The organism is Brevundimonas sp., from assembly GCF_051858995.1.
Taxonomy (GTDB): domain Bacteria; phylum Pseudomonadota; class Alphaproteobacteria; order Caulobacterales; family Caulobacteraceae; genus Brevundimonas.
This window is the reverse complement of sequence record NZ_JBHYGN010000002.1, coordinates 73,110-98,992: the sequence shown is the minus strand read 5'-3', so window position 1 is coordinate 98,992 and position 25,883 is coordinate 73,110. Positions and strand designations below refer to the sequence as shown.

Sequence of the window (25,883 nt, the reverse complement as noted above, 5' to 3'; positions counted from 1 at the left end):
TCGAGGGGGCGGAGGCTTCGGCGTCCGCCCCCTTTTTGTTGCGCGCCGGGCCGGACTCCCCTCCCCCAGCTTGGCCATACGGAACCCGCGCCGCCTTCAGACCGTAATCCGGGCGAACACTTGTTGTGAAAATGTCAGTTGGCGGGCCGGCCCTGATCGTGCAGGGTCGAGTCTGTTAACGGACTGAGGGGACCGTTGATGCGTATTACGGTAATCGCCGGACTTTTCGTCTTCGCAGGCAGCGCGGCTTCCGCCGTCGCCGGCGAAGCCGTGGCCGGTCAGGTCGCCATCGCCGATCCCTGGGCCGTGACACGGGAGCGCCCCACCAATGTCTCCGACCTTCTGACCGAAATAGACCGCGACGCCCGCTTCGCCGAAAGCAATGCGCGCGGCTTCGACGAGGTGACCACCCGCGACGGCTTCGTGCCCGCCCGTGACGCCGCGTGGGCCGCGTCCAACCGCGACGTCTGGTTCGAGGGCGGCGCCTATAACGACCGCCTGCGGGTCCGCACCGAGGGTCGCCTGCGCCGCGCCGACGGCGCGCCCCTGCCGCCCAACCCGCTCGACGCCGCCGCCCTGGAGGCCGAGCACTACGACGTCACCTATGTGCGCGGCTGGACCGAGACCCTCGGTCAGACCGGCTCGGGGCTGGACGTCACCCTGACCCCGCACATCGGGGTGGGCGTCGGCAGCCGCGGCGGCTCGACCGAGGCCGGCGCCACCCTGCGCATCGGGCGCGATCTGAATCGCGTGGTCCCCGAGGGCTCGGACGCCTTCGGAGAGCGCCCGCGCTGGTACGTCTACGCCGCTGGTTCGGGCCGGGCCGTCGGCTACAATTTCGCCCGGACCCGCGACGGCGACTACGCCCGCTCGGGCGTCAGCCACGACAGCGGCAACTTCATGGGCGACGCCTCCATCGGCGTGGCCATGCGCCGGGGCGCGATGCAGAGCTCCGTCGGGCTGGTCTATCGCGAGATCGGCGTCGAGGGCTTCAACGCCGGTCCGGGCGTCGACAGCGACGTCTCCGAAGGCCTGATCGCCTTCCAGCTGAGCATCAAGCCCGAGTGAGGGCTTAGGGCGTAGGGATCAGGGTTAGGGAAGCGTCTCCGCCCCGCCGACCTACGCCCTAATTCCTATTCCGTCCTCGCCACGCCCTCGCGCCGGTCGTCCGCCGCGCCGTCCCAGCCCCATTGGCCATCGGCGCGCTGGCGCCAGATGCCGCCGTGCAGGCCCGAGTTCTCGCTGGCGTTCGGACGCAGGGCGATGCCGTTGGCGATCAGCCCGTCCCGCAGAGCGGGCGTGAACCGGTCCGTATCGGCTCCGAACCCGTCCCCGCGCGCCACCAGATTCGGCAGGGCGAAGGCCTCGGCCACCGGCAGGTTCCAGTCCAGCACCCCGATCAGGGCCTTGGTGTTGTAGGCGAGGATCGACGGCCCGCCCGGCGAGCCGAAGGCCCCGACCAGCCGCCCCTCGCGGTCCAGCACGATGATCGGCGCCATGGACGAGCGCGGCCGCTTGCCCGCCGCCACCGCATTGGCCGCCGGCGCGCCGTCCGTGCGGGTCGGCGAGAAGGAGAAGTCCGTCAGCTGGTTGTTCAGGAAGAAGCCGCCGACCATCCGGCCCGAGCCGAAGATGCTCTCGACCGTGGTGGTCATGCTGACCGCGTTCCCGACCGCGTCGACGATGACCATGTGCGAGGTCCCGGCGGGCTCGTGCGTCGCGTCGGGGCCGGTCAGGGCGCCGCCGGGCGGGTTGCCCGGCTGCGCCGCGCCGGTCAGGCCGGGGGCCAGGGCCGCGCGCTGGGCCACATAGGTCGGGTCCAGCAGACCCTGCACCGGCACGCCGACGAAGGCGGGGTCGCCCACATAGCGGTCGCGGTCGGCGTACATCAGCCGCTGCAGCTGGGCGAAGGCGGTCCAGGCGGCGAGGCTGTCGGCGCCGTCGTCGATGTCCGGCGTCCGCTCGGCCATGGCCAGCAGTTGCAGCACCGCCACGCCCGACGACGGCGGCGGCGGCACACAGACCACATAGATGCGGTAGGGGCGGCACAGGGCTCCGCGCTCGATCGGCTGATAGGCGGCGATGTCGGCGGCGGTCAGGGCGCCCGGACGCGGCTCCTGCGCCACCGTCGCCGCGATCTCCTGCGCGATCCGGCCGCGATAGAAGACCTCCGGCCCCCGCGCCGCCAGATCGGCGACGGTGCGGGCGTAGTCCGGGTTCCGCAGGGTGTCGCCCGCGACATAGCGGTTGCCGTCCGGCTTGGTGAAATAGGCGTCGGCCCAGCGGGTGCGCGCCGCGCCCCGGTTCAGGGCGATCATCCCGGCCAGACGCGGGCTGACGGTGAAGCCGTCGCGGGCCAGCCGTTCGGCGTCGCTGAACAGGGCGCTCCAGGGCAGGCGTCCATGGTCCTTCTGGGCCAGGGCGAGCATGGCCACCGCCCCCGGCGCCCCGGTGGAGCGCCCGCTCAGCACCGCCGACATGAAGTCCAGCGGCTGGCCGTTCTCATAAAAGAGCTCGGGCGTCGCGGCGGCGGGGGCGGTCTCGCGCCCGTCATAGCTGGTCACCTCGCCGCTGGCGGCGTCATAGACCATCATGAAGGCCCCGCCGCCCAGACCGGACGACTGCGGCTCCACCAGCCCCAGCACGGCCTGCACGGCCACGGCGGCGTCGACCGCCGAGCCGCCCTCGCGCAGCACCCGCATCCCCGCCTCGACCGCCAGCGGATTGGCCGCCGCGACGAAGGGCCCGCGGGCCGGTGGGGCCACAGGCGCCGCGACCGGCGCCTGTATCGGCGAGATCGGGACGCCGCTCGCACAGCCGCTCAGGGCCACGGCGACGGCGACGGTCGCGACGGCGAAGGGACGGAACAGGCGCGATAGCGTGGGGGGCATGGCGAACTCGACGAATGCGGGACGATCCCTCTGCAGGCTCAGGCCGCCCATGGAAACCCCGCTGGCGTTTCTCCACGGACGTGACAAAGCTTGGACATATCCATCTGGAGACCCTGCCCCGTGCGCGCAATCCTTCTGTCCACAGTCGCCCTTCTGCTTTCGACCCCGGTCGCCGCCGCCCAGACCCCGGCTCCAGCCCCCGCGCCTGCGCCAGCGCCTGCCCCCGCCGTCCAGGCGCCGGTCGCGGCTCCCCAGGACGTCGCCTCGATCGACGCCATCGTGGCCGCCCTCTACGATGTCATCTCGGGCGAGGCCGGGGCGCCGCGCGACTGGGACCGCTTCCACAGCCTGTTCGCCCCCAACGCCATCATGGGCGGCACGGGCCGCACGGCGGCGGGCGAGCTGCGCATGCGCATCGTCTCCCCGGCGGACTACGTCACCCGCAACGCGCCCCACTTCGCGCAGGAGCCCTTCTACGAGCGCGAGATCGGACGGCGGGTCCAGCGCTTCGGCCCGGTGATCCAGATCCTCTCGGCCTATGAGATCCGCAACGCCCGCGACGCGGCCGAGCCGGTGATGCGCGGCGTCAACGCCATCAGCCTGTTCGACGACGGAAATCGCCTGTGGATCTCCTCCATCACATGGGCCGGCGAGACCCCCGAGACCCCGATCCCGGCGGACCTTTTGGCCGCCCCCTGAATTCCGGAATTAAAACCCACAAAGAGGTCTTGCCCCCCCGGCGTCGGTGGGGTAGAGACCCGCCCTCGCCGTTAGCGGCCGTGCGCACCCGTAGCTCAGCTGGATAGAGCACCAGACTACGAATCTGGGGGTCAGGAGTTCGAATCTCTTCGGGTGCGCCATTCGCTTTCCTTCCTGGGTGGAAGTAAAGCCTTGTTCCCCAAAGGCAGAACCACAGCGCCCCGCATCGCCGGGTCGTTTTCGCGTGTCCGCATCCCCCGAGCGAAAGATGCGAAAAGCCGCGCCCGCCTCACTTGCAAACCCGGACTGATCGCGGCAGGTTCGGTTACGCAAGTGACGGAGGAATGGATGACGGTCGTACCGCTGCACCACAGGACTTCTGGCAATCCGGCGCTTCGGTCGGTGATCAGCATTCGCGAGCTGTCGGCGCGGACCGGGGCGACGCTTCGGGCGCTGCGGCACTATGAGGACATCGGCCTGCTGACCGCCGGACGGCGGCCGTCGGGGGCGCGGTGCTATGACGCCGACCAGCGGCGGACGGCGGCGCTGATCGCCCGCCTGCGGCGGCTGGGCATGCCCACGCCCGATATCCACGCCGCCCTGTCGGACCGGCGTCCGGGCGAGAGCGTCGAGGCGGTGTCACGCTTCCTCTCCGCCGAGATGGCCGCCGCCATCGACCGCATCCAGGACCTGCGCAACGCCCTGATGGAGCTGGAGAGCGAGGGGTTGGACGGCCTCGGCGCGGGCGAGTCCCCGCCCTCGGTCGGTTCTCTGGATCGCTCGGCCCGACTGCGCCATGTCCGCTGAAGGCAAGCTTTCCGGTCGTCACGTCCTGATCACCGGCGCCTCGTCGGGAATCGGCGAGCATCTGGCCCGGGTGGCCGCGCGCGAAGGGGCGCAGGTCACCGTCGCCGCCCGCCGCACCGATCGTCTGGCCGCCGTCGTCGAGGCCATCAGGGCCGACGGCGGCGAGGCCCTCGCCGTGGCCATGGACGTCGCCGACGAGGCCAGCGTCATCGCCGGGATCGCCGCCGCCGAACAGGCGCTGGGGCCGCTTCACACCGCCTACGCCAACGCCGGCATCGGCCTGCCGGGCCTCGCGCTCGACGCCCCGGTGGCCGAGTTCGACCAGATGTTCACCGTCAATGTGCGCGGCGCTTTCCTGACAGCGCGCGAGGCGGCGCGCGCCTTCAAGGCCAATGGAACGGCGGAGGCCGGGCGCGGCCGCATCGTCCTGATCGCCTCCATCGGCGCCCAGCTGCAGCTGCCGGGCCTGACCGGCTACTGCGCCTCCAAGGCGGCGGTCGTGTCGCTGGGCAAGGGTCTGGCGCGCGAATGGGCGCGCGAAGGGATCAACGTCAACGCCGTCTGCCCCGGCTATCTGGAGACGGAGATGAACTCCGACTGGTTCTCCAGCCCCGGCGGCGAGAAGCAGATCAAGGGCTTCCCCCGTCGACGCCTGATGCCGGGCGACGGACTGGACCCGACCCTGATCCTGCTGGGCTCGGACGAGGCCGCGCCGATCACCGGCGGGGTCTTCGTCATCGACGACGGCCAATCGCTGTGACGGCTGACGCAGGCGTGCGCGCCGGGTTCGAACTGGACGCGGCGGCGCTGGAGGCGTGGATGCGGGCGCGGATGGAGGTCCCGCCCGGCCCGCTGGCGATCACCCAGTTCTCGGGCGGACAGTCCAACCCGACCTATGGCGTCGCCGTCGGCGACCTGAACCTCGTCCTGCGCCGCAAGCCGCCGGGCGCCCTGCTCAAGGGCGCCCACGACGTGCTGCGCGAGGCGCGGGTCATGGGGGCCTTGGGCGAGGCCGAATTCCCCGTCCCGCGCATCCATGGCGTCTGCGAGGACCCGGAGGTGATCGGCACGGCCTTCTATCTGATGGCCCATGTCGAGGGTCGCATTGTCTGGGACCCGGCGACCGACATCGCCGATCCGGGCGAGCGCGCGGCCACCTTCGACGCCATGAACGCGACCCTGGCGAAGCTGCACAGCCTCGACATCGACGCCCTGGGCCTGTCCGACTACGGCCGTCGCGGCGGCTTCGTCCAGCGGCAGACCGCCCTGTGGACCCGCCAGTATCGCGAGGTCGCCGACGCCGGGCGCGACGACAACATGGACCGTCTGGCCGACTGGCTGGCGGGGAAGGAATTGCCCGACGAGACCTCGGTCATCCACGGCGATTTCCGCATCGACAATCTGATCCTGCGGCCCGGCCGGCCCGAGGTGGCGGCGGTGATCGACTGGGAGCTGTCGACCCTCGGCCATCCGCTGGCCGACTTCGCCTACCATCTGATGATGTACCGGATGCCGACCCATCTGGGCGGGCTGGGCGGACGCGACCTCAAGGCGCTGGGCATCCCGGCGGAGGCCGACTACGTCGCCGCCTATGCGGAGCGGACCGGGCGCGCCGTCCTGCCCGACCTCGACGTCTTCGTGGCCTTCAACATGTTCCGCTTCGCCGCCATCATCCACGGCATCCGCGGCCGGGTGATCCGCGGCAACGCCGTCTCGCCCAAGGCCCGCAAGCGCGCCGACGAATTCCCCGACCTGGCCCGGCTGGCGTGGGAGCAGGCGGTGAAGGCTGGGGCCTAGGGCGTAATCACGCCCGCCCCGCCCGCATACAGCCGCGCCATATCCCCGGCGCGACGGCGCAGGACCATGGCCCGGTTGATCGAGCCCTTGTCCGACACCTCATGGCCTTCGACATCCGGCGGCGTTTCGAGGAACAGAAGCCCCGCCAGCCGCTCGCTCTGGGCGGTGTGGGTCGCATTGTAGCGGCGCAGGCCGTCGGCGACGGCGGCGTCCACATCCCCCAGCCGTCGCTCCGCCTCCGGGTCGGCCCAGGCCAGCACCCGCAGGTCCGCCTGTCCCTCGCCGCAGATGACCACGTCGCGGAACACGCCCGGCAGGGCCTCCAGCAGGTCGGTCCGCAGGCGACCGGCGGCGACGAAGGTGCCGTTGGCCAGCTTGAACTGCTCGACCCGGCGCCCGGCGAAGAACAGGCCCAGCAGCGGCGCTTCCGGATCGTGGAAGTCGGCCAGGTCGTCCATCCGCAGGAAGCCGTCCTCGTCGAAGACCTCGGCGGTCCGCGCGTCATCGCCATGGTAGCCGGGCGTCACGCTGGCCGCCTTGACCCGCACCTCATAGGCGCCGTCGGCGGGGACCAGTTTCAGCGCCGCGCCCGGCACCGGCAGGCCGATGCCGACGCGGGTGCTCTCCCACCAGGTGTAGCTGATCGCCGAACCGGTCTCGGTCGAGCCGTAGCCGGAGACGAACATGAACCTCTGCCCCGTCGTCGCCACCGCCAGCCGCTGAAGCCGGTCATGCAGGGGCTGGGGCAGGCCCGCGCCGCCGAACAGCATCACGCGCAACTCGCTGAAGAAGGTCCGCCGCAGATCCTCGTCCGCCTCCAGCGCATCGGCCAGCATGGCGTAGCCGCTGGGCATGGTGCCGTAGAAGCGGACCGGAACCTCCTTCAGATTGCGCAGGGTCGCCGCGAAGCCGGTCGCCGTCGGGCGGCCGTCGTCGATGTGCAGCGTCCCGCCCAGCCAGGTGATGTTGGTCAGCAGGGACGAGCCGGCGATATGGCTCCACGGCAGCCAGTCCAGCATGGTCCCGCCCCAGTCGAAGGCGTCGCCCATGGCCTGCGCCCCGCTGGCGGTGTTGCCGGTCATCATGGCCTGGGTGTGGATCACCGCCTTGGGCCTTCCGGTCGAGCCGGAGGTCAGCAGATAGCGGGCGGGCGCCGTCGGATCGAGCGCCTCGACGGCCTGCCCGATCCCCTCGACATCCGGCGTCGACAGCACCTCGGCCATCGTCACGGTTCCAGCCGAGAAACCCTCCGCCTCGGCGCTGACGATCACCGCGTCCTCCGGCGCGATGGCCTCGGCGGCCCGCGCGAAATCGGCCGTCTCGGCGAAGATCACCGCCGGCTTCACCAGATCGACCACATGGCGCAGCCGCTCGAAATCGGTGCTCAGCAGGGCGTAGTTCACACTGACCGAACAGATCGGCACGCCCGCCGCCATCGCCCCGAAAATCCACAGCGCGTGGGTGGGCGTATTGCCCGACAGGACCAGGATCGAGCGGCTGGCCGGGACGCCCCGCGCCTTCAGCCAGGTCGCCACGGCCGAGACGTCGCGCCGGGCGTCGCCATAGGTCAGCCGCCGCCAGTCGTCTCCGTCGCGTTCGGCGATCCAGGTCTTGTCGGCCTGACTGTCGCCCAGCCGCCAGAAGCGGCGCAGCAGGTTCTGCTCATAGGGTTCCAGAGGCGCCTTGGCCGACAGGATCAGGGTCCCGTCATCGCGCCGCTCGATCTCCAGCCCGACATCGCCGAAGCGGATGGGGCGACAGGGCGCCTGATGAAAGTCCTCGACCGTATCCAGCACGCTCAACTCCCATACCTGTCCGGTTCTCCGGATCTGGGCGCCATCCTACCCCTGACGACTGACTTGCAAAACAGGATTTATCGTCCAATTGCGCGCCTTCACGCGTACACCTGCGATTCGGGCGCGCATGGTGCTAGAACGGTCCGGGGCAGGACCGAAACGAGGGCTCGTGGACCACATTTCCACCCGCGATCTGATCATGGGCAATCCCGTCGCGCGCGCGTTCGCGGTGACGGGGGACGCCTGGACGCAGTTGATCCTGCGCGAGGCCTTCTATGGCGCGCGCCGCTTCTCCCAGTGGCGCGACCGCCTGGGCATGCCACGCAGCGTGCTGACCGACCGGCTGAACCGTCTGGTCGCCTCGGGCCTGCTGGAGCAACGCCCGGCCAAGGACTCGCCGACCCGCATGGAGTACCGGCTGACCGAGATGGGCCTCGACATGTTCGGGGTCGCGGTCATGCAGGGGCAGTGGGAGCGCAAATGGGCGCGCTCGCCGCTGCAGGAGCGCTACGCCCTGGCCTTCTTTGATCGCCAGACCGGCGAACGGGTGACCCCGGCCATCTTCGATCATGAGCGCGGCCACCCCATCGATCCGCATTTCGTGCGCGGCGAGGCGGGCGAGGGACTGGCGCCGATCCCGCCGCCGACCTCGCGCCGTCGCCGGACCCAGCCGGTCGAGACCGATCGGGCGATCATCGACCGCTCGACCGACATCATGGGCGACTACTGGAGCTGGGCCGTGCTGGCCGCCGCCTTCTTCCGCCTGCGCCGGTTCGACGAGTTCCATGAGGCCCTGGGCGCCGCGACCAACATCCTGGCCGACCGGCTGAACCGCATGGTCCTGCACGGGGTGCTGGAGAAGAAGCTCTACCAGAAGGCGCCGCCGCGCTTTGAGTACCGGCTGACCCAGGCGGGGCTCGACCTGTTCCCGATGATCATGGCCATGCACGGCTGGGCCGAGCGCTGGCTGTGCCCGGACGGCGTGCCGCTGAAGCTGGTCGACACCCGCACCGGCGAGGCGATCCACCCCGTCGTCTGCGACCTGAACACGGGCGCCCTGCTGGATGCGCGCAACATCCGCTGGGAAGTCGAGGCGACGGCGCCGGAAGGCTCCGGCGCCGCCTGACGCGCCCCGGTCCTAGAAGCTCTGCGTCACCGCCAGGCCGAACGACCGCGGCGCGCCGAATACGCTGAAGCCGACGCCCACATTCTTGATGATGTGGGTCTGGTACTCGGTGTCCGTCAGGTTCTTGCCGTAGACCGACACCTTCAGGCCCGAGGGCGCTTCCCACGACAGGAAGGCGCTGACCAGATCGTGGGCGGGCGACAGGACTTCCGGATTGTTCGACGGATCGAAGTAGAAGTCGTCGCTCCATTGGTAGTCGGCGCGGGCCGCCAGCACCCCGCCGGCCACATCCCATTCGCTGTCGATATAGATCGTGTACTGGCTGTCCGGCGAGCGCGGCAGGCTGTTGCCGTTGTAGGGCAGGACCAGCGAGCCCGAGACCGCGTTCGAGGTAAATTTGGCGTCCAGGCTGGTGTAGGAACCGCCGATGGTCAGGTTGTTGGTCACGGCCAGCGCCGTCTCGATTTCGAAGCCCTCGACCTCGGCCTCGGCGTTGGAGGTGACCAGCGCCAGACCCAGAAGTTCGTAGACCTGCAGGTCCTGGTAATCGAGCTTGAACGCCGCGGCGTTGAAGCGCCAACGGCCGAACAGGGTCGACTTCACCCCCAGCTCGTAGTTGTCGAGCAGCTCCGACGCCAGAGGCATCAGGGCCTGCGTCCCCGACTGCGCCGTCGACGGATACGAGCCCGCCTTGTAGCCGCGGTCATAGCTTGCATAGAAGCGGACGTTGTCGACCGGCTCGACCGCCAGCGAGATCTTCCACGTCGGCTCGCTGAAGTGGGTGTAGCCGCTGACGTTGTAGGGGTTTCCGGTCGGTCCCAGCGGGATGCCCACCGGCGGATTGGCCCCGCCCTCGTTGTCAATCGCGACCTGATGGATCTTGCGATAGTCGCTGGTCCAGCGCAGGCCCAGCGTCAGCTCCCAGATATCGGCGAACGGGATGTTCGCCTGGCCGAAGGCGGCGAAGCTGCGGTTGGTGGCGTCCTGGAAGAAGGTGGTGTCGCCGCCGAACGACGGCGGGGCGATGGGCAGGGCGGCGCGCACGATGAACCGCTCGGTGCGCTCGATCTCTTCCTGGAAGAAGTAGACGCCGCCGACCCAGTTGATCGCGGAGTCCGGCTTGGACACCAGACGGAACTCCTGGCTGAACTGCTTCGCCGCCTCGGACGCCCGGTCGTCGACTTCCAGCGGGAAGGCCGGGAATGGCAGGCCGCCCAGATTGTCCCGCCACGAATAGTCATTGTCGCGGTACGAGGTCAGGGAGACGAAATCGAAGGCGTCGCCCGAATGCTCGACCCGCGCGGTCAGGCCGTAGTTGGTGCGTTCCTGATAGTTGTCGGGCGAGGAGAAGCTCTGGCGACGGTCCAGCCCGTTGCGCAGGGTATTGATCAGTGTGACGAAGGCCGGGGCCGTGCCGGACGCCGTCACCGGGATCCGGGCGTGGCCGTCCATATCGTCCTCGGAGTAGTCGCCGCTGACCAGCACGCTCCAGTCGCCGATGTCCTTCAGATACGACAGGCGCGCGCCCCAGGAGGTCCCGCCTTCCAGCCCCTCGCCGCTCGGCAGGCTCTCGGCGTAGCCGTCATTGGTGGTGTAGCGGGCGGCGAAGCGGATGGCCGAGTCGTCGCCCAGCTGGCGGTTGATCACGCCTTCCAGCCCGTACTCGTCGAAGCTGCCGACGCGGGCGGTGATGCTGCCGGAATCCTCGAACACCGGCTTGCGGGTGTAGATGTTCAGCGCGCCGCCCGAGGCGTTGCGGCCGTACAGGGTCCCCTGCGGCCCGCGCAGCACCTCGACCCGCTCGATATCGAGGAAGGACAGGGCGCTGGCGCCCGAACGACCGATGGAAACCTCATCGATGGAGAAGCCGATCGACGGGTCGCTGGCCGCCGAGTCGCTCGAGGTGCCGACGCCCCGGATGTAGAGCTGCGGCTCACCGATGTTGAACTGGGTCAGGGTCACCCCCGGCGCCTTGGCCGCGATGTCCTGAATGCCCGTCGCCGCCGTGCGCTCCAGCGTCTCGGCGTTGAAGGCGGTGATGGCGATCGGCACGTCCTGCAGGCTCTGCTCGCGCCGCTGGGCGGTCACGATGACCTCGTCCAGGGTCGCGGCGGCTGGCGCTTCCTGCGGTGCGGACTGCGCGAAAGCCGGTGAGCCGAGGGCCGCGGCGGCGACCAGAGCGACGGCGGACGTAGTTGTGGCGTGTGCAAACTTCATCAGCGTTTCCCTCCCCAGGGCAGCGGCCTCTCGTTGATCGGAAGCTCGACTGGAAGAGTAGCTTGCGCCAACAGACCAAGTTTGCAAGTCTTTTTACGCAAGCAGGGAGGTGCCGATGGAACAACGGTCATTGAAAGACCGGGTCATCGTGGTCACGGGAGCGGGGCGGGGGCTGGGTCTGGCCTATGCGCTGGATCTCGCGTCGCGCGGGGCCAGGGTGGTCGTGAACACAAGGCCCCGGGCGTCGGGCCAGCCGGCCTCGGCGGAGTCCGTGGTCGAGCGCATCCGGGCCGCGGGCGGCGAGGCCGTCGCCTGCCCCCTGGCGGTGGAGCAGGACGACGCCGGAGAGCGTCTGCTCGACGCCGCGCTCAGCGCCTTCGGCCGCATCGATGGTCTGGTGAACAACGCCGGCGCCCCCGAGGCCAGGAGCCTGCACAAGCAGACGATGGCCGAGTTGCGCGCCGTCTTCGACATCAACTTCTTCGGCACCGTCAGCGCCACCCTGCCGATCTACCGCCACATGCGCGATCAGGGCGCCGGGCGGATCGTCATCACCACCTCGGCGGCGGGCCTGCACGGGGTGCACGGCATGGCGGCCTACTCCTCGTCCAAGGCCGCGCTGATCGGCCTGATGCGGGTCATCGCGCTGGAGGGCGCCTCCAGGGGCGTCCAAGCCAACGCCGTCGCCCCCTATGCCCTGACCGGCATGACCGAGGCCTATGTCACCGACGAGGTCGGCTCGGCCATGCCGCCCGAATACGTCGCCCCCGTCGTCAGCTGGCTGATGAGCGAAGGCTGTCCGCTGAACGGCGAGACCCTGGTCGCGGGCGCGGGCAAGGTGCGCCGCGCGGTGCGGATCGAGGGCCCCGGCGTCCAGTTCCAGCCGCCCGGCGAAGTCTCGCCCGACGACCTGAACGCCGCCCTTGGCCCCCTCATGTCGCTGGAGGACTGGACCCTGCCGCCGGACGGCAACGCCGCCTTCGAAGCCTTCCTCAAGGCCCGCCCCGCGACCGCGGTTCGCCTGCAGTAACTTGCAGAGATGGACCAAATTAGGCAGATTGCATTCTGAGACTTAAGGAGCCGCACCATGGCCGATGACGCAACCGCGGCGCGCCGGATCGAGACCGGCGAGCTGACCCCGCTGAACGAGATGAACCCCTATCTGCAGGGGCTCTACGAGCCTGTGGCGAAGGAGACGACGGCGCTCGACCTGCCGGTCATCGGCGAGATACCAAAGGACCTCTACGGCGCCTTCGTCCGCAACGGGCCGAACCCGGCCGACGCCCCGTCCGGCCTGCATCACTGGTTCGACGGCGACGGCATGGTCCACGCCATCCATTTCGAGAACGGCAAGGCCGAGTACCGCAACCGCTACGTCGGCACCGACGACTACCGCGCCGAACAGGCCGGGCTCGACATCCACGCAGGCGGCGTCCTGGCCCCCTCGGCCCGGACCCGTCCGGATTCGAAGCGCGGCGAGCTGGTCTACAAGGACACCGCCAACACTGATCTGGTCTTCCACAACGGCTCGCTGATGGCGCTGTGGTACATCTCGGGCAAACCGGTGCGGGTGAACGCCCGCACGCTGGAGACGATCGGCAACGAGACCTTCGGCGGCGCCCTGCCCCGCCACGTCTCGGCCCACGGCAAGGTCGACCCCAGGACCGGCGAGTTCTGCTTCTTCGACTATTCGCTCTACGAGCCGTGGATGACCTTCGGCGTCGTCAGCGCCGATAACCAGCTGACGAACTTCCAGAAGGTCGACCTGCCCGGGCCGCGCCTGCCGCACGACATGGGCCTGACCGAGAACTACATCATCCTGCACGACCTGCCCGTGGTCTTCACCGAGGCCGGGCTGCGCAACTCGATGTGGCAGATCAAGGTCGCCGATCAGCCCGCCCGCTTCGGCGTCGTGCCGAAGACCGGGACCGGCGATCAGGTCCGCTGGTTCGAAACCGACACCTGCTACATCTACCACGTCGTCAACTGCTGGGAGGACGGCGACGAGGTCGTCATGACCGCCTGCATGATGACGCCGAACGGCTTCCCGCCGAACCCGGCCTATGGCCCCTACGCCTCGATGGTGAACGTGCTGGCGCTCAACGCCGTGCCGGTCGAGTGGCGGATGAACATGGTCACCGGCCAGGTCCGCAAGCGCCAGCTGGACGACCGCATCGGCGAGTTCCCGGTCGTCAATCTCGACTACACTGGCCGCAGGACCAACTGGTCCTATCACGTCGCCATGGCCCCGCAGGAGCTTCAACGCTTCTCGGGCCTGATCAAATACGACCTCAACACCGGCGCCGCGAAGACCCATGAGTTCGCCCCCGGCGTCGGCGGCTCCGAGCCCGCCTTCGCGCCCCGCGTCGGCGCGGTGGATGAGGACGACGGCTACGTCATCGTCTTCACCACCGACGAAGCCACCGGCCAGTCCGAGGTTCAGGTGCTGGCCGCCAAGGATTTCGAGGCCGGCCCCATCGCCCGCATCCCCCTGCCCGCCCGCGTGCCCGCCGGCTTCCACGGGACCTGGGCGCCCGGCGCCCAGATCGCCGCCTGAGGACAGAACAGTATGACCGCCTATATCGTCGACGCCGTCCGCACGCCCCGCGCCAAGGCCCGCCCCGACGGCGGTCTCGCCTCCCTGAAACCCCATGAACTGGTCTCGGGCCTGATCGACGCCCTCGACCAGCGCAACGGCGGCGCCGCCCACAAGGCCGACGCCCTGATCCTCGGCGCCGTGGGCCAGGTGGGGGCGCAGGGCGCCAACGTCGCCCTCGTGACCAAGATGCACGCCGGACTGCCGGACGACGCCTACGCCTTCAGCCTGAACAACTACTGCGTCTCGGGCCTGACCGCGATCGGACAAGCCGCCAACATGGTCGCCGCCGGGGACGCGCAGACCGCTCTGGCGGGCGGGGTCGAGATGATGAGCCGCGTCCCCTTCATGGGCGACAAGGCCGACTACTATGAGGACGCCAGCTTCCCGCCGCGCACCCGCTACATCCCCGTCGTCGTCGCCGCCGACCGGTTGGCCGAAGACATCGGCGTCACCCGTCAGGAGATGGACGAGGCGGCCCTGCGCTCGCAGCAACGCACTGCCGCCGCCGAAGGCACGGCCCTGACGAAGTCGCGTATCCCGCTGAACGGCCTCAACACCGAGGAACCCGCCCGCGCCTCGACCACTGCCGACAGCCTCGCCGCCATGCCCGCCGCCTTCGCCCCGCTGGGCGAGCAGTACGCCGAGGCGCTGAACGGCCGGAAGATCGACCACCGCCACACCGTCGCCCACGCCCCGCCCATGTGCGACGGCGCCGGGCTGGCCCTGGTCAGCGCCGCCGCCGACGGCGCCCGCGCCAGGATTGTCGCCTACGCCGAGGCCGGGGGCGATCCCGAGGCCTCGCTGACCGCCGGCTTCACCGCCATGGACCGGGCGCTGGCCAAGGCCGGGCTGACGCTGGGCGACATGGACCGGATCGAATTCATGGAGGCCTTCGCCGTCACCATCGTGAAATTCCTGCGCGAGCGGGACGTGGACGTCGACAAGGTCAATGTCGGCGGCGGCCACCTCGCCAAGGGCCATCCGATGGGCGCGACCGGCGCCATCCTGCTGTCCTCCCTGCTCGATGCGCTGGACGCCGCCGAGGGCCGCTATGGTCTGGTCGTCGCCGCGGGCGCCCAGGGCGTCGGCGCGGCCATGATCGTCGAGCGGGTCGGCTGACCATGTACGGGGCCGGGTCGGATCGTCATGCCGAACTGATCGCGCGCCACGCCGCGACGCTGGACGCCGCCATCCAGGCCGTCCGCACCCGCGCGGCCTGGAGCCCGTTCAGCGACTCCCCCTCGACGAAGATCCACGGCCCCGACAAGCCGGGCGCCGGCAAGGCCGCCTTCGAATCCCGCCTGGGAACCACGTTCGAACTGCACCAGCCCGGCGCCACGGGCGAAACCGTCGGCGAGGAGGTCTCGCCCTTCACCCAACAGCCGCTGGGCATCCGCTATCCGGTCAGCGATCCCGAGGCCCTGGTCGCCGCCGCCGTCGCCGCGATGACGAGCTGGCGCGAGATCGATCCCGAGCTCCGCCTCGCCCTCTGCGTCGAGATGGCCCAGCGCCTCTACGACCGCAATTTCGAGATGGCCCACGCCGTCATGCATGTGGCGGGTCAGAGCTATGTGCAGGCCTTCAGCGGCTCGGGCCCCAATGCGCTGGACCGCGGCGTCGAGGCCCTCGCCTACGCCGCCAAGGCCATGCGGGACGTCACGCGCGAGGCGGAGTACCACCGCCCCTTCGGCGCCGATCAGGTCGCGCTGAAGAAAACCTACACACTGGTCCCGCGCGGGGTCGGGCTGGTCATCTGCTGCGCCTCCTTCCCGACGTGGAACGCCTGGCCCGCCATTTTCGCCAGCCTCGCCACCGGCAATCCGGTGATCGTGAAGCCCCACCCCATCGCCATCCTGCCCATGGCCATCGGTGTCGAGACCTGCCGTCGCGTGCTGGCCGATTTCGGCTTCGATCCGAACCTCGTGACTCTGGCGGCCGATACACTCGCCGAGCCCGTCGCGGGCCGGTTCGTGGATCACCCCGACGTCCAGATCATCGACTTCACCGGCAGCCCCCGATACGGCGGCCACCTGGAGCGGACGGTGACCGGCAAGCTGCTGTTCACCGAGACGGCGGGAGTGAACACCGTGGTCATCGACAGCGTCGCCGAGGTCGCCCCCGTGGCCCGCGCCATCGCCCGCTCGTCCAGCCTGTTCTCGGCCCAGATGTGCACCAGCCCGCAGGTCATCTACATCGCCCCCAACCTGTTCCCGGCGATGTCGCAGGCCATCGTCGACCAGATCGACGCCCTCGCCGCCGACCCGTCTCAGGCCGCTGGGGTCATGGGCGCCATCCAGGGGCAGGTCAGCCTCGACGTGGTCGAACAGGCCCGCCGCGCCGCCGAGGCCGCGCCCGGCGCCCGCGTCCTGCGCGAGGCCGCCCCCTATCCGCATCCCGACTTTCCGAACGCCCGCACCCTGACCCCGCTGGTCATCGCCATCGAGGGCGCGAGCGATCCCGAGATCTATGCCGAGGAGCGGTTTGGCCCGGTCCTCTTCCTCGTCTCCCGCCCGTCCGATGAGGCGGTGATGGAGGCGACCTGGCTGGCCAAGACCAAGGGCTCGATCTCGTCCTACCTCTACTCGACCGATGAGGCCTTCATCGACCGCGTCACGCCCGCCTATGAGGCGGCGGGGGCCAATCTCTCGATCAACCTGACCGGCGCGATGTGGATCAATTTCGCCGCCGCCTACAGCGACTATCACGTCACCGGCCTCAACCCGGCGGGCAACGCCTGCCTCGCCGACCTGGCCTTCGTCGCCTCGCGCTTCCGCATCGTCCAGCGACGGCGGCCGCTGGCATGAGCCAAGACGTCTTCCTCGCCGGCGTCTCCATGACCGCCTTCGGAAAGCGGCCGGGCGACAGCGTCAAGGCGCTGACCGCCGAGGCCGTCGCCGCCGCCCTGTCCGACGCGGGAGCCGTTGTCGCTGACATTGAGGCCGCGTGGTTCTCCAACACCCGCCAGCCCATGCTGGAGGGCCAGAACACGGTGCGCGGCCAGATCGCCCTGCGCCCCCTCGGCCTGACCGGCATTCCCGTCGTCAATGTCGAGAACGCCTGCGCCTCCGGCTCCACCGCCCTGCTGCAGGCCCTCCACTGGATCCGCGCCGGAGCCGGAGACATCGCCCTCGTCGTCGGGGTCGAGAAGATGGTCTTCCCCGACCGCCCCGATCAGGTCGCCGCCGCCTTCGCGGGCGGCACCGACATCCACGACCGCGACGGCGTGCTGGACTACATCCGCCAGATGGGCGGCGAGCCGCCAACCGATGGCCGCAGCCTGTTCATGGACCTCTACGCCGCCCAGGCCCGCGCCCACATGGCCCGCTTCGGATCGACACCGCTGGACCTCGCCCTGCTGGCGGCCAAGAACCACACCGCCGCCCAGCACAATCCGCGCAGCCAGTACCGCACCCCGATGACGGCCTCGCAGGTGCTGGCCGACAAGCCCATCGTCTTCCCCTTCACTCGCGCCATGTGCGCGCCCGTTAGCGACGGCGCCGCCGCCGCCATTGTCTGCTCCGCGCGCGGCCTGAAGCGGCTGAACGCCCAGGCCCGCGCCGTCCAAATCCGGGGCTGCGTTCTGGTCAGCGCGGGCGCCCGCGACGCCCGCGACTTCGACAACCACATCGGCCGTCGCGCCGCCTCCGCCGCCTATGAACAGGCTGGGATCGCCCCCGCCGAGATCGACCTCGCCGAGGTCCATGACGCCACCAGCTACGCCGAACTCCAGCAGATCGAGAACCTCGGCCTGGCCGAGCCCGGCAGCGTCGGCGCCCGCGTGGCGGCGGGCGATTTCGCCCTCGGTGGAAAGACTCCGGTGAACCCCTCCGGCGGCCTCGTCGCCAAGGGCCATCCGGTCGGCGCCACGGGCCTCGCCCAGCTGTTCGAACTGACCACCCAGCTGCGCGGCGAGGCCGGGCCGCGCCAGGTCGAGGGCGCCCGTGTCGCCGTGGCCGAGAACGGCGGCGGCTTCCTCGGCGTCGAGGAGGCGGCCACCGTCGTCACCGTTCTGGAACGGCGGGCCGCATGACCCATCCGATCCACGCCCTCTACGAAAACGCCGCCGCGAAGGCCGACCGCCCCGCCCTGTTCGACGGCGACGTGACCCTGACCCACGGCCAACTGATCGCCCTCGTCGAGCGCGCCGCCGCCCACCTGACCGCGCGCGGGATTCAGCCCGGCGACCGCATTGGCCTCTGCGCCGCCAACAGCTGGCGGCACGCCGTCGCCTACCTCGCCATCCTGCGCGCCAATGCGGTGTGGACCCCGCTCAACCCGCGCAACGGCGCCGGGCTGAACAGCGACTTCCAGCGCCGCGCCGGACTGGCCCTGACCCTGCACGACGCCGCCTCCGCATCGGAGATGGGCGCGACGACCCATCCCCTGTCGCTGGAAGACTGGCTGGCCGACCTCCCCAAGGCCGCCCCCGCCGCCATCCTCGACGATCCCGCCGCCCCCTTCGCCCTGAAATTCACCGGCGGCTCGACCGGCGTTCCGAAAGGCGTGGTCCAGTCGCAGGCCAGCGGCCTCGCCGCCCTCCGCTCGTTACAGCAGTTCTACGGCTTCACCGCCGACGACGTGAACCTCGCCGTCGCGCCCCTGACCCACGGCTCCTCCCACTACATCCTGCCGGTCCTGGCCGCCGGAGGCGCGCACGTCCTGCTGCCCACGCCTGACCGCGGCGCCATCCTGTCCGAGCTGAAGCGCCGCACCACCGTCGTCTTCATGCCCCCGACCCTCATCGCCCTGCTGATGGGCGAGACGGACTTCGGTCCCGATGACTTCCCGCGCCTGCGCCATCTCACCTGGTCCGCCGCCCCCATGTCGCCGGGACGTGTCGCGCAGGCCGTCTGCCGCTTCGGCCCGGTCCTCTCCAGCCTCTACGGCCAGACCGAGGCCCCCATGGCCATCACCGGCCTGAACGCCGCCGAGACCGCCAATCCCGACCTCCTGGCCAGCGTCGGCCGCCCCTTCCCGGGCACGCCCGTCGCCGTCCTGACCCGCGACGGTCGGATCCTGACCAAAGGCGAAGGCGAAGTGGTCGTCGGCGGCGATCTGGCCCGCACCGAATATCTGGACGCGCCCGAGCTGACCGCTGCTTCCCGTCACGACGGCTGGCTGAAGACCGGCGACATCGGCCGCATCGACGCCGACGGCCGCCTGACCCTGATCGGCCGGTCCAAGGAGCTGATCATCACCGGCGGCTACAACGTCTATCCGGGCGAGGTGGAAGCCGCGCTGAACGCCCATCCCGCCGTGCGCGAGGCCTGCGCCTTCGGCCTGCCCGACGCGGTCTGGGGCGAGCGTCTGGAGGCCGCCGTGGCCGTCGACGCCCGCTTCGTCGACGACGCCGCCATCCGCGCCTTCGTGCGCGAGGCCATCGGCCCCGTGCGCACCCCCAAACGCCTGCACCTCATGCCCGCCCTGCCCCGCAACCCGGTCGGCAAGGTCGTGCGGGGCGAGGTCCGCAGCCTGCTCTATCCCGACGCCAACATCGCCGTGGAGGCCCAGCCATGATCGTCATTCCCGAGCACCGCATCCGCGAGATGAAGGCCAAGGGCTGGTGGGGCGACGTCACCCTGGACGACCTGTTCCTGAAGCATGTGAAGGCCCATCCGGACACCGAGGCCCTGGTCGATCCGTTCAACGCCCCGGACATCGTCGGCGGGACCGCCGAGCGCCTGACCTGGCGCCAGACCGCCGACGCGGTTGACCGCCTCTGCGCCGTCCTGACCGCCCACGGCATCGGCAAGGACGACGTGGTCGTGGTCCAGCTGCCCAACATCGCCGAACTGACCATCAGCTATCTGGCCTGCCTGCGGCTGGGGATCATTGTCAGCCCCGCCCCGGTCCAGTACCGCGAGCATGAGCTGGGCTACATCATCGGCAAGACCGACGCCGTGGCCGCCCTCACCAACGACCGCATCGGCAAGCAGATGCATGGCGAGATGCTGGTCGGGCTGAAGGCGACCTGCCCGACCCTGCGCCACATCTTCGTCCTGGGCGCGACCTGCCCGCCCGGCGGCCTCGACCTCGAGCCCCTGATGGACGGCGTCACCCCCGCCCAGCACAAGGCCGCGCAGAAGGCGGCGAAGGCGGCCCGCATCACCGCCGACGACATCGTCACCATCTGCTGGACCTCCGGCACCGAGGCCCAGCCCAAGGGCGTCCCACGCAGCCACAATGAGTGGATCATCATGGGCCACGGCGTCATCGACGCCGCTGATCTGGAGCCGGGCGCGCGCCTGCTGAACCCCTTCCCGATGGTCAATATGGGCGGCATCTCCACCGCCTTCATCGGCTGGCTGCTGCTGGGCGGCGCCCTGATCCAGCACCATCCGTTCGACCTGCAGGTCCTGCTGAAACAGATGCGGGACGAGAAGATCGACTACACCGTCGCCCCGCCCGCGGTGCTCAACCTGCTTTTGCAAAATGAAGCGATGCTGGAGGGCATCGACTTCAAGCGGCTCAAGTCCATCGGCTCGGGCTCGGCGCCCCTGTCCGAGTGGATGGTGCGCGGCTTCCACGAGAAATACGGCGTCCAGATCGTCAACTATTTCGGCTCCAACGAGGGGGCCTCCTTCCCCTCGGCCCTGAAGGACCTGCCCGAGGCCGCCGACCGCGCCAGCCTGTTCCCGCGCCTCGGCGACGGCTTCCGCTGGAACTGCGTCCTGCACGACCGCATCTTCACCCGCCTGATCGACCCCGAGACCGAGCAGGAGATCACCGCCGCCGGTCAGCCGGGCGAGCTGCGGGTCAAGGGCGCCACCATCTTCTCCGGCTACTGGCGCGCGCCCGAGATCAACGACCGCGCCTTCGACGCCGACGGCTGGTTCCGCACCGGCGACCTGTTCGAGCTGGCCGGCGACCGGCTCCAGTATCTGAAGTTCGTCGGCCGCCTGAAGGACATCATCATCCGCGGCGGCATGAACATCTCGTCGGAGGAGATCGAGAGCCATCTCGTCGCCCATCCGGCCATCGCCGAGGCCGCCGTCGTCGGCGCCCCGGACCCCAATCTGGGCGAGCGCCTCGCGGCCTTCGTCGTCTTCCGTCCCGAGCAGAGCGCCAGCATGGCCGAGATCAACGCCTTCCTGACCGGCGACCGCCAGATCGCCGTCTACAAGCAGATCGAACGCCTCGACGTCGTCGAGGCCCTCCCCCGTAACCCTGTCGGCAAGATCCTCAAGCGGGAGCTTCGCCAACGCGTCACCACCGAGACCCTGACCGCATGACCTCCCCCTTCGACACCCTGCGCCTGCCCGTGTTCGCGGCGCCCATGTTCCTGATCAGCGGGCCGGAACTGGTCATCGCCGCCTGCAAGGCGGGCGTCGGCGGCGCCTTCCCGACCCCCAACTGCCGCACGGTCGAGGACCTCGATACGTGGATGGGCACGATCACCGACGCGCTGAAGCCGGGCGACGCTCCGTGGATCGCCAACATGATCACCCACTCGACCAACGCCCGCCTGCCCGAGGACCTGCGCCTGATCGCCGAGTACAAGCCGCCGGTCGTCATCACGGCGCTCGGTTCGCCCAGGCCGGTCATGGAGACGGTGAAATCCTATGGCGGTCTGGTCTTCGCCGACGTCGTCTCGATGAAGCTGGCCAGGAAGGCCGCTGAGGCCGGCGTCGATGGGCTGGCCTGCGTCAGCGCCGGCGCGGGCGGCCACACCGGCCACCTGTCGCCCTTCGCCTTCATCTCGGCGGTGCGTGACTTCTTCGACGGCTATATCGCGGTCGGCGGCGGCGTCGGCGACGGCGCGGGCGTGGCGGGCGCGGTCGCGGCAGGCGCCGACTTCGTCTACATGGGCACCCGCTTCCTGGCCTCGGCCGAGAGCATGGCCCAGCCGGAGTACAAGCAGATGGTCGTGGACTCCGGTCCGGACGATCTGATCGTCTCCTCGTCCGTCACCGGCACCCCGGCCTCCTGGCTGCGCCCCAGTCTGGTCGCCGCCGGTCAGGATCCAGACAACCTCGGCGCCGCCCCGGACCGCAACTACACCTCGGGCGGCTCGACCAAGCGCTGGCGCGACATCTGGGCCGCCGGTCAGGGGCTGGAGGCGGTCAAGGCCGTCGAACCGGTCGCCGACATCGTGAACCAGCTCGCGGGCGAATACGACGCCGCCGTCGCCCGCTTCCAGTCGAAGACCGGAGGACGAACGGCCCGGGGCGCGGCGGCGTGAAGGCCATCGCTCCCGTCGACTTCGACCTCGACCCGACCGCGACGGGGCTCGAGCTTCTGCGGCGCTGGGCGCAGAAGGCGGACACCGTCGGCGGCTACCCCCAGCGGCTGGCCGCCCGTCCGGTCGAGTTCGAGGAGGGGCTGGTCCGCATCGTCTGCGACCTCGACCCCGGCCACGCCAACTTCATGGGACTGGTCCACGGCGGGGTTTCGGCTTCGCTGGTGGACGTCGCTGGCGGCAGCGCCGTCATGACCATCCTCGAGCCGGGCCAGAGCCTGCTGACCACCGACCTGTCGATGCGCTTCCTCAACGCCGCCCCGATGGGCTGCGACCGGCTGGAGACCGTCGGCCGCATCGTCTTCCGCGACGGCCGCAAAGCCGTGGTCGAGGCCACGGTCAGCACCGCCGACGGACTGGTGATCGCTCAGGGGACGGTGGGGGTGGCGATCCGGGCGGGGCGGTAAATCCCACGCCCCTCAAGCTATCGTCATCCCCACGAAAGTCGGGACCCAGAACCCCTCCCTTGTCATCCCGGCCGACGCGAAGCGGAGAGCCGGGACGCTGGCCTCATCTCATTGAAGCGCTCCCGGACAGCCCGTCAGGGCTGAGCCGGGAGACAGCCGGCTCCACGCTCCGCTCTTCTCCCGGATAACCGCTGCGCGCTTTCCGGGAGATACTGAGGGTGCGCATCCGTCCCGGCTCTCCGCTTCGCGTCGGCCGGGATGACAAATCCGACATACGTCCAATAGTGACGCACCGGCATGCCATCCTGTCGAAATGGCCCGTCCGAACCCTCGACATGCCGCTCGCCCAATAGACGGGATAGACGCTTTAGACGGTGTTTTCCGACCGTCTACGCCACGTCGGCGACGCGCCCACTCGATAGACGCCGTAGACGGGATAGACGGTTTAGACGATATATTTCGACCGTCTACGCAGCGCCCGAAAGCCACCCAGCCGATAGACGGATTAGACTCTTTAGACGGTTTAGACGGTGTTCTCCGACCGTCTAAACTGCCCGCCTCACATCCCGATCAGGAAGCTCACCGTCGTCGTCGTCGAGCCGCCGATGTTCAGGGTCTGGACGTTGCGCGCCCCCTCGACCTGCATCTCGCCCGCCGTTCCAGTCGTCTGCTTGAACGCGTCCAGAGCCATCCGCACCCCCGTCGCCCCGACCGGGTGACCACAGCCGATCAGCCCGCCCGACGGATTGATCGGCAGCTTGCCGCCCATCTCGATGTCGCCCGCCTCGATCGCCTTCCAGCTCTCGCCCGGCGCTGTCAGGCCCAGATGGTCGATGGCCATGTATTCGGTCATCGAGAAGCAGTCGTGGGTCTCGACCGCGTGGATATCATCCAGCGACACCCCGGCACGCGCCCGGGCGTCGTCGATGGCGCGCTTCACCTGCGGGAAGACGTAAGCCTGCCCCTCGCTCGCCCGGATCTTGCGGCCATAGTCGATGGGGGCGCAGCGGTGGCCCCAGCCCTTGATGCGCGGCAGGCTTTCCAGCGGAACGCCCCGCTTGCGCGCATACTCGGCCGCCCGCTCTGGCGAGGCCAGGATGATGGCGGCGGCGCCGTCGGTCACCTGACCGCAGTCAGTCTTGCGCACCCGCCCCTCGATCACCGGATTGGCCTCGTCGTCGTTCGAGAAGCTGGCCTCGGTGAACTGGTAGTTCCGGGTCTGGGCGTTCGGATTGCGCTTGGCGTTGGCGAAATTGATCTGGGCGATCCGGCGCAGATGCTGCTCGTCGATGCCGTAGCGACGGTCGTATTCCTCAGTCAGGTCCGAGAAGGCGCGCGGCCAGGGATAGGTCGCGTCCAGATACTCGTGTCCGGCCCAGGCGGCTGCGCCCAGATGCTCGGCGGCGGTCACGCCGGGGACGTTGCGCATCATCTCCAGACCCAGCACCAGCGAGGTCCCGTAGCGGCCCGACTCGATGTCCGCCGCCGCCGCCATGATCGCCAGACTGCCCGAGGCGCAGGCCGCCTCATGGCGCGAGGCCGGCATGCCCGTGAAGCGGTCGTCCGCCATGGCGAAGAAGCCGCCCAGCATCCCCTGACCGGTGAACAGGTCGCCGACGAAGTTCCCGACGTGACCCACATCAATGTCCTCGGGGGCCAGACCGGTGTGGTCCAGCGCCCCGTGCACCGCCTCGGCGAAGCCATCGCCGATCTCCAGCCCTTCCCGGGCGTAGTTGCGCGAGAAGTCCGACTGCCAGCCGCCGAGGATGTAGGTCATACGCTCTGGTCCTTACGCCGCGGCCTGGGAGGCGCGGATGGTTTGCCCCTGCGCCCAGGTGGCGTGGGTGCCGCTGGACAGACGGCCCGGCAGGATGATCCGCGCCACCGGCCCGTCGCCGGGCTTCAGCGCATCATAGATCACGCATTCCGACCGGTTCTCGATCATGTCAGTGACGTAGGTGATCAGATAGCCGTCGTCCTCGGACTTCGGATTCAGGCGCGGTGCGAAGCCGGGCTCGGAGCCGTAGCGTTCCGGGCCGAACTCGACGGTCCAGCTCTCGCCGGTGTCCATGTCGTGCTTCACCAGACCGGTGAACAGGAACCAGCCCGGCTTGGACACGGCGCTGTAGGCGTAGCGGTACTTCACCCCGCCGTACTGGTTGTTGATGATGCCGAACTCCAGCACTCGGTCGTCCATCCGCTGCTCGGTCGTCTCCCCCGTTTTCAGGTTGAAGCGCCAGCGGTGCAGCTTCGGCTGCAGCATGTTCTGGTCGAGGAAGGTCATGATCCGCTCATGCCCCGGCCAGGCGTCCGGGCTGGTCTCGGGCACCGGATTGTCCTGGAAGTAGCCGTCCATGATGATCTCGTCGCCCTCCTCCCACGCATTGAGGAAGTGCAGGACGTAGGTCGCGTCGGCTTCGAACCAGCGGACATCCTCGGCCGTGCCGTAGCGGGGCAGGATGCCGAACCGCGACTTCATCTCCGGGTGGAAGCGCGCCGCATGGATCCCCTTGGGCAGCAGCTCCTCCTCCCAGAACAGGGGGAAGTCGTTCAGGATCGAGTAGTTGGTCGTGAACGCCATATCGTGCGGCAGGCGCGCGCCCGGCAGCGGGATCGGCGTGAAATGCTTCAGCTTGTTGTCCGGCCCGACCACGCCGTAATGCATGTGCGGCGCGGCCTTGGAGTAGTTGAAGAACAGCAGGTCGCCGGTCTTCTCATCCACCTTCGGGTGGGCCGAAATGCCTTCCGGCGGACACCAGTCGGCGCTCTCCAGCTGCTCCATCGTATAGGGGTCCAGACGATAGCCTTCCCCGCACTGGTAGAAGGTCGACAGGATCGCGCCCGCATGGACGATCACATCCGTCGAGGACGAGTCCTTCAGCCCGCCGTGGGCGCCCCAGCCCGGCTGTTGCGACAGCGACGGATGCTCGGCCAGACCGGCCCAGATCGCATGCCCCGCCGCCTGCTCGGCCAGGAAGCCCTTGGTGCGGACGAAGCGGTTGCGATAGGCAGCCTTGCCATCCTTAAAGCTGATCGTGTGGATCATGCCGTCGCCGTCGAACGGGTGATAGCGGCCGATCGGCTCATGCACCGGGTTCTCGGTGTTGCGCACATAGACGCCGTCGATGTCGGTCGGGATGGTCCCGATGACCGGCATATCCTCGGCCGTGAACTCCTCATGCTGAGGCGTCCAGGCTCCGGTCATATAGGGATGCTCGTTCGGCTTCAGTGTGACCTTGAACGGTTGCTGCGAGACCTTGCCCAGCTGGGCGTCGCGGGCGGCGCCGGTCGGTTCGAACCCCATC

Annotated in this window: 20 protein-coding genes and 1 tRNA gene; 16 read left to right on the top strand and 5 right to left on the bottom strand. The window is 69.5% G+C overall.

What is annotated here, in order from left to right:
* The first annotated feature begins 198 nt into the window (after positions 1-198).
* Positions 199-1,068: a lipid A-modifier LpxR family protein gene (locus ACTIEF_RS03160; protein ID WP_439470746.1), complete on the top strand. Its 870-nt coding sequence runs from the start codon at positions 199-201 to the stop codon at positions 1,066-1,068.
* 65 nt (positions 1,069-1,133) lie between these two features.
* Here ACTIEF_RS03160 and ACTIEF_RS03155 read toward each other — a convergent pair whose 3' ends face one another.
* A complete protein-coding gene (locus tag ACTIEF_RS03155; RefSeq protein ID WP_439470788.1) occupies positions 1,134-2,891 on the bottom strand; it encodes a gamma-glutamyltransferase family protein in 1,758 nt (585 codons plus the stop codon).
* 120 nt (positions 2,892-3,011) lie between these two features.
* Between ACTIEF_RS03155 and ACTIEF_RS03150 the strand changes: the two genes are divergently transcribed.
* The 5 genes from ACTIEF_RS03150 to ACTIEF_RS03130 all read left to right on the top strand — a co-directional run bounded on the left by ACTIEF_RS03150 (position 3,012) and on the right by ACTIEF_RS03130 (position 6,194).
* Complete coding sequence (locus tag ACTIEF_RS03150; protein WP_439470745.1) at positions 3,012-3,590, top strand: hypothetical protein; 579 nt, start codon at positions 3,012-3,014, stop codon at positions 3,588-3,590.
* An 84-nt stretch (positions 3,591-3,674) separates the two neighbouring features.
* A tRNA-Arg gene (locus ACTIEF_RS03145) sits at positions 3,675-3,751 on the top strand.
* Between the two features lie 187 nt (positions 3,752-3,938).
* Positions 3,939-4,397, top strand: coding sequence for a MerR family transcriptional regulator (locus ACTIEF_RS03140; RefSeq protein ID WP_439470744.1), 459 nt, complete (start codon positions 3,939-3,941; stop codon positions 4,395-4,397).
* Complete coding sequence (locus ACTIEF_RS03135; protein ID WP_439470743.1) at positions 4,387-5,157, top strand: SDR family NAD(P)-dependent oxidoreductase; 771 nt, start codon at positions 4,387-4,389, stop codon at positions 5,155-5,157. The genes ACTIEF_RS03140 and ACTIEF_RS03135 overlap by 11 nt, the downstream gene beginning before the upstream one ends.
* On the top strand, positions 5,154-6,194 hold the full coding sequence (locus ACTIEF_RS03130; protein ID WP_439470742.1) for a phosphotransferase family protein: 1,041 nt from the start codon (positions 5,154-5,156) through the stop codon (positions 6,192-6,194). Before ACTIEF_RS03135 ends, ACTIEF_RS03130 begins: the two co-directional genes overlap by 4 nt.
* Here the strand turns inward: ACTIEF_RS03130 and ACTIEF_RS03125 are convergent.
* Positions 6,191-7,990: an AMP-binding protein gene (locus tag ACTIEF_RS03125; protein ID WP_439470741.1), complete on the bottom strand. Its 1,800-nt coding sequence runs from the start codon at positions 7,988-7,990 to the stop codon at positions 6,191-6,193. The genes ACTIEF_RS03130 and ACTIEF_RS03125 overlap by 4 nt on opposite strands.
* 169 nt (positions 7,991-8,159) lie before the next feature.
* On the opposite strand from ACTIEF_RS03125, the gene ACTIEF_RS03120 reads away from it, so the two are divergent.
* Complete coding sequence (locus ACTIEF_RS03120) at positions 8,160-9,116, top strand: winged helix-turn-helix transcriptional regulator (protein ID WP_439470740.1); 957 nt, start codon at positions 8,160-8,162, stop codon at positions 9,114-9,116.
* A gap of 12 nt (positions 9,117-9,128) precedes the next feature.
* Here ACTIEF_RS03120 and ACTIEF_RS03115 read toward each other — a convergent pair whose 3' ends face one another.
* Positions 9,129-11,333: a TonB-dependent receptor gene (locus ACTIEF_RS03115; RefSeq protein ID WP_439470739.1), complete on the bottom strand. Its 2,205-nt coding sequence runs from the start codon at positions 11,331-11,333 to the stop codon at positions 9,129-9,131.
* Between the two features lie 115 nt (positions 11,334-11,448).
* Between ACTIEF_RS03115 and ACTIEF_RS03110 the strand changes: the two genes are divergently transcribed.
* From ACTIEF_RS03110 to ACTIEF_RS03070, 9 genes are read left to right on the top strand one after another with little or no spacing between them, the layout of a single operon-like run.
* Entirely contained in the window at positions 11,449-12,363 is a 915-nt protein-coding gene (locus tag ACTIEF_RS03110; RefSeq protein ID WP_439470738.1) for an SDR family NAD(P)-dependent oxidoreductase, read from the top strand.
* A gap of 57 nt (positions 12,364-12,420) precedes the next feature.
* Complete coding sequence (locus tag ACTIEF_RS03105; protein WP_439470737.1) at positions 12,421-13,890, top strand: carotenoid oxygenase family protein; 1,470 nt, start codon at positions 12,421-12,423, stop codon at positions 13,888-13,890.
* Positions 13,891-13,902: 12 nt separating this feature from the next.
* A complete protein-coding gene (locus ACTIEF_RS03100) occupies positions 13,903-15,051 on the top strand; it encodes an acetyl-CoA C-acyltransferase (RefSeq protein WP_439470736.1) in 1,149 nt (382 codons plus the stop codon).
* Between the two features lie 2 nt (positions 15,052-15,053).
* Positions 15,054-16,736, top strand: a complete 1,683-nt coding sequence (locus ACTIEF_RS03095) for an aldehyde dehydrogenase family protein (RefSeq protein WP_439470735.1) — start codon at positions 15,054-15,056, stop codon at positions 16,734-16,736.
* Positions 16,733-17,962, top strand: coding sequence for a thiolase family protein (locus ACTIEF_RS03090; protein ID WP_439470734.1), 1,230 nt, complete (start codon positions 16,733-16,735; stop codon positions 17,960-17,962). The genes ACTIEF_RS03095 and ACTIEF_RS03090 overlap by 4 nt, the downstream gene beginning before the upstream one ends.
* Positions 17,959-19,449, top strand: coding sequence for a class I adenylate-forming enzyme family protein (locus tag ACTIEF_RS03085; protein WP_439470733.1), 1,491 nt, complete (start codon positions 17,959-17,961; stop codon positions 19,447-19,449). Before ACTIEF_RS03090 ends, ACTIEF_RS03085 begins: the two co-directional genes overlap by 4 nt.
* Positions 19,446-21,164, top strand: coding sequence for a class I adenylate-forming enzyme family protein (locus ACTIEF_RS03080; RefSeq protein WP_439470732.1), 1,719 nt, complete (start codon positions 19,446-19,448; stop codon positions 21,162-21,164). The genes ACTIEF_RS03085 and ACTIEF_RS03080 overlap by 4 nt, the downstream gene beginning before the upstream one ends.
* Complete coding sequence (locus ACTIEF_RS03075) at positions 21,161-22,114, top strand: NAD(P)H-dependent flavin oxidoreductase (protein ID WP_439470731.1); 954 nt, start codon at positions 21,161-21,163, stop codon at positions 22,112-22,114. The genes ACTIEF_RS03080 and ACTIEF_RS03075 overlap by 4 nt, the downstream gene beginning before the upstream one ends.
* Complete coding sequence (locus ACTIEF_RS03070; RefSeq protein ID WP_439470730.1) at positions 22,111-22,578, top strand: PaaI family thioesterase; 468 nt, start codon at positions 22,111-22,113, stop codon at positions 22,576-22,578. The genes ACTIEF_RS03075 and ACTIEF_RS03070 overlap by 4 nt, the downstream gene beginning before the upstream one ends.
* A gap of 559 nt (positions 22,579-23,137) precedes the next feature.
* Here ACTIEF_RS03070 and ACTIEF_RS03065 read toward each other — a convergent pair.
* Both ACTIEF_RS03065 and ACTIEF_RS03060 read right to left on the bottom strand, forming a co-directional pair.
* Positions 23,138-24,355, bottom strand: a complete 1,218-nt coding sequence (locus ACTIEF_RS03065) for an acetyl-CoA acetyltransferase (RefSeq protein ID WP_439470729.1) — start codon at positions 24,353-24,355, stop codon at positions 23,138-23,140.
* Positions 24,356-24,367: 12 nt separating this feature from the next.
* A complete protein-coding gene (locus ACTIEF_RS03060) occupies positions 24,368-25,882 on the bottom strand; it encodes a carotenoid oxygenase family protein (protein ID WP_439470728.1) in 1,515 nt (504 codons plus the stop codon).
* Between the last annotated feature and the right edge of the window lies 1 nt (position 25,883).

What these genes read in the sequence shown, in the direction of transcription:
- ACTIEF_RS03095 (WP_439470735.1), top strand. Translation starts at nt 15,054, where the DNA reads ATGTACGGGGCCGGGTCGGATCGTCATGCCGAACTGATCGCGCGCCAC.
- ACTIEF_RS03100 (WP_439470736.1), top strand. Translation starts at nt 13,903, where the DNA reads ATGACCGCCTATATCGTCGACGCCGTCCGCACGCCCCGCGCCAAGGCC.
- ACTIEF_RS03140 (WP_439470744.1), top strand. Translation starts at nt 3,939, where the DNA reads ATGACGGTCGTACCGCTGCACCACAGGACTTCTGGCAATCCGGCGCTT.
- ACTIEF_RS03085 (WP_439470733.1), top strand. Translation starts at nt 17,959, where the DNA reads ATGACCCATCCGATCCACGCCCTCTACGAAAACGCCGCCGCGAAGGCC.
- ACTIEF_RS03135 (WP_439470743.1), top strand. Translation starts at nt 4,387, where the DNA reads ATGTCCGCTGAAGGCAAGCTTTCCGGTCGTCACGTCCTGATCACCGGC.
- ACTIEF_RS03090 (WP_439470734.1), top strand. Translation starts at nt 16,733, where the DNA reads ATGAGCCAAGACGTCTTCCTCGCCGGCGTCTCCATGACCGCCTTCGGA.
- ACTIEF_RS03160 (WP_439470746.1), top strand. Translation starts at nt 199, where the DNA reads ATGCGTATTACGGTAATCGCCGGACTTTTCGTCTTCGCAGGCAGCGCG.
- ACTIEF_RS03155 (WP_439470788.1), bottom strand. Translation starts at nt 2,891, where the DNA reads ATGCCCCCCACGCTATCGCGCCTGTTCCGTCCCTTCGCCGTCGCGACC.
- ACTIEF_RS03080 (WP_439470732.1), top strand. Translation starts at nt 19,446, where the DNA reads ATGATCGTCATTCCCGAGCACCGCATCCGCGAGATGAAGGCCAAGGGC.
- ACTIEF_RS03060 (WP_439470728.1), bottom strand. Translation starts at nt 25,882, where the DNA reads ATGGGGTTCGAACCGACCGGCGCCGCCCGCGACGCCCAGCTGGGCAAG.
- ACTIEF_RS03115 (WP_439470739.1), bottom strand. Translation starts at nt 11,333, where the DNA reads ATGAAGTTTGCACACGCCACAACTACGTCCGCCGTCGCTCTGGTCGCC.
- ACTIEF_RS03075 (WP_439470731.1), top strand. Translation starts at nt 21,161, where the DNA reads ATGACCTCCCCCTTCGACACCCTGCGCCTGCCCGTGTTCGCGGCGCCC.
- ACTIEF_RS03105 (WP_439470737.1), top strand. Translation starts at nt 12,421, where the DNA reads ATGGCCGATGACGCAACCGCGGCGCGCCGGATCGAGACCGGCGAGCTG.
- ACTIEF_RS03065 (WP_439470729.1), bottom strand. Translation starts at nt 24,355, where the DNA reads ATGACCTACATCCTCGGCGGCTGGCAGTCGGACTTCTCGCGCAACTAC.
- ACTIEF_RS03110 (WP_439470738.1), top strand. Translation starts at nt 11,449, where the DNA reads ATGGAACAACGGTCATTGAAAGACCGGGTCATCGTGGTCACGGGAGCG.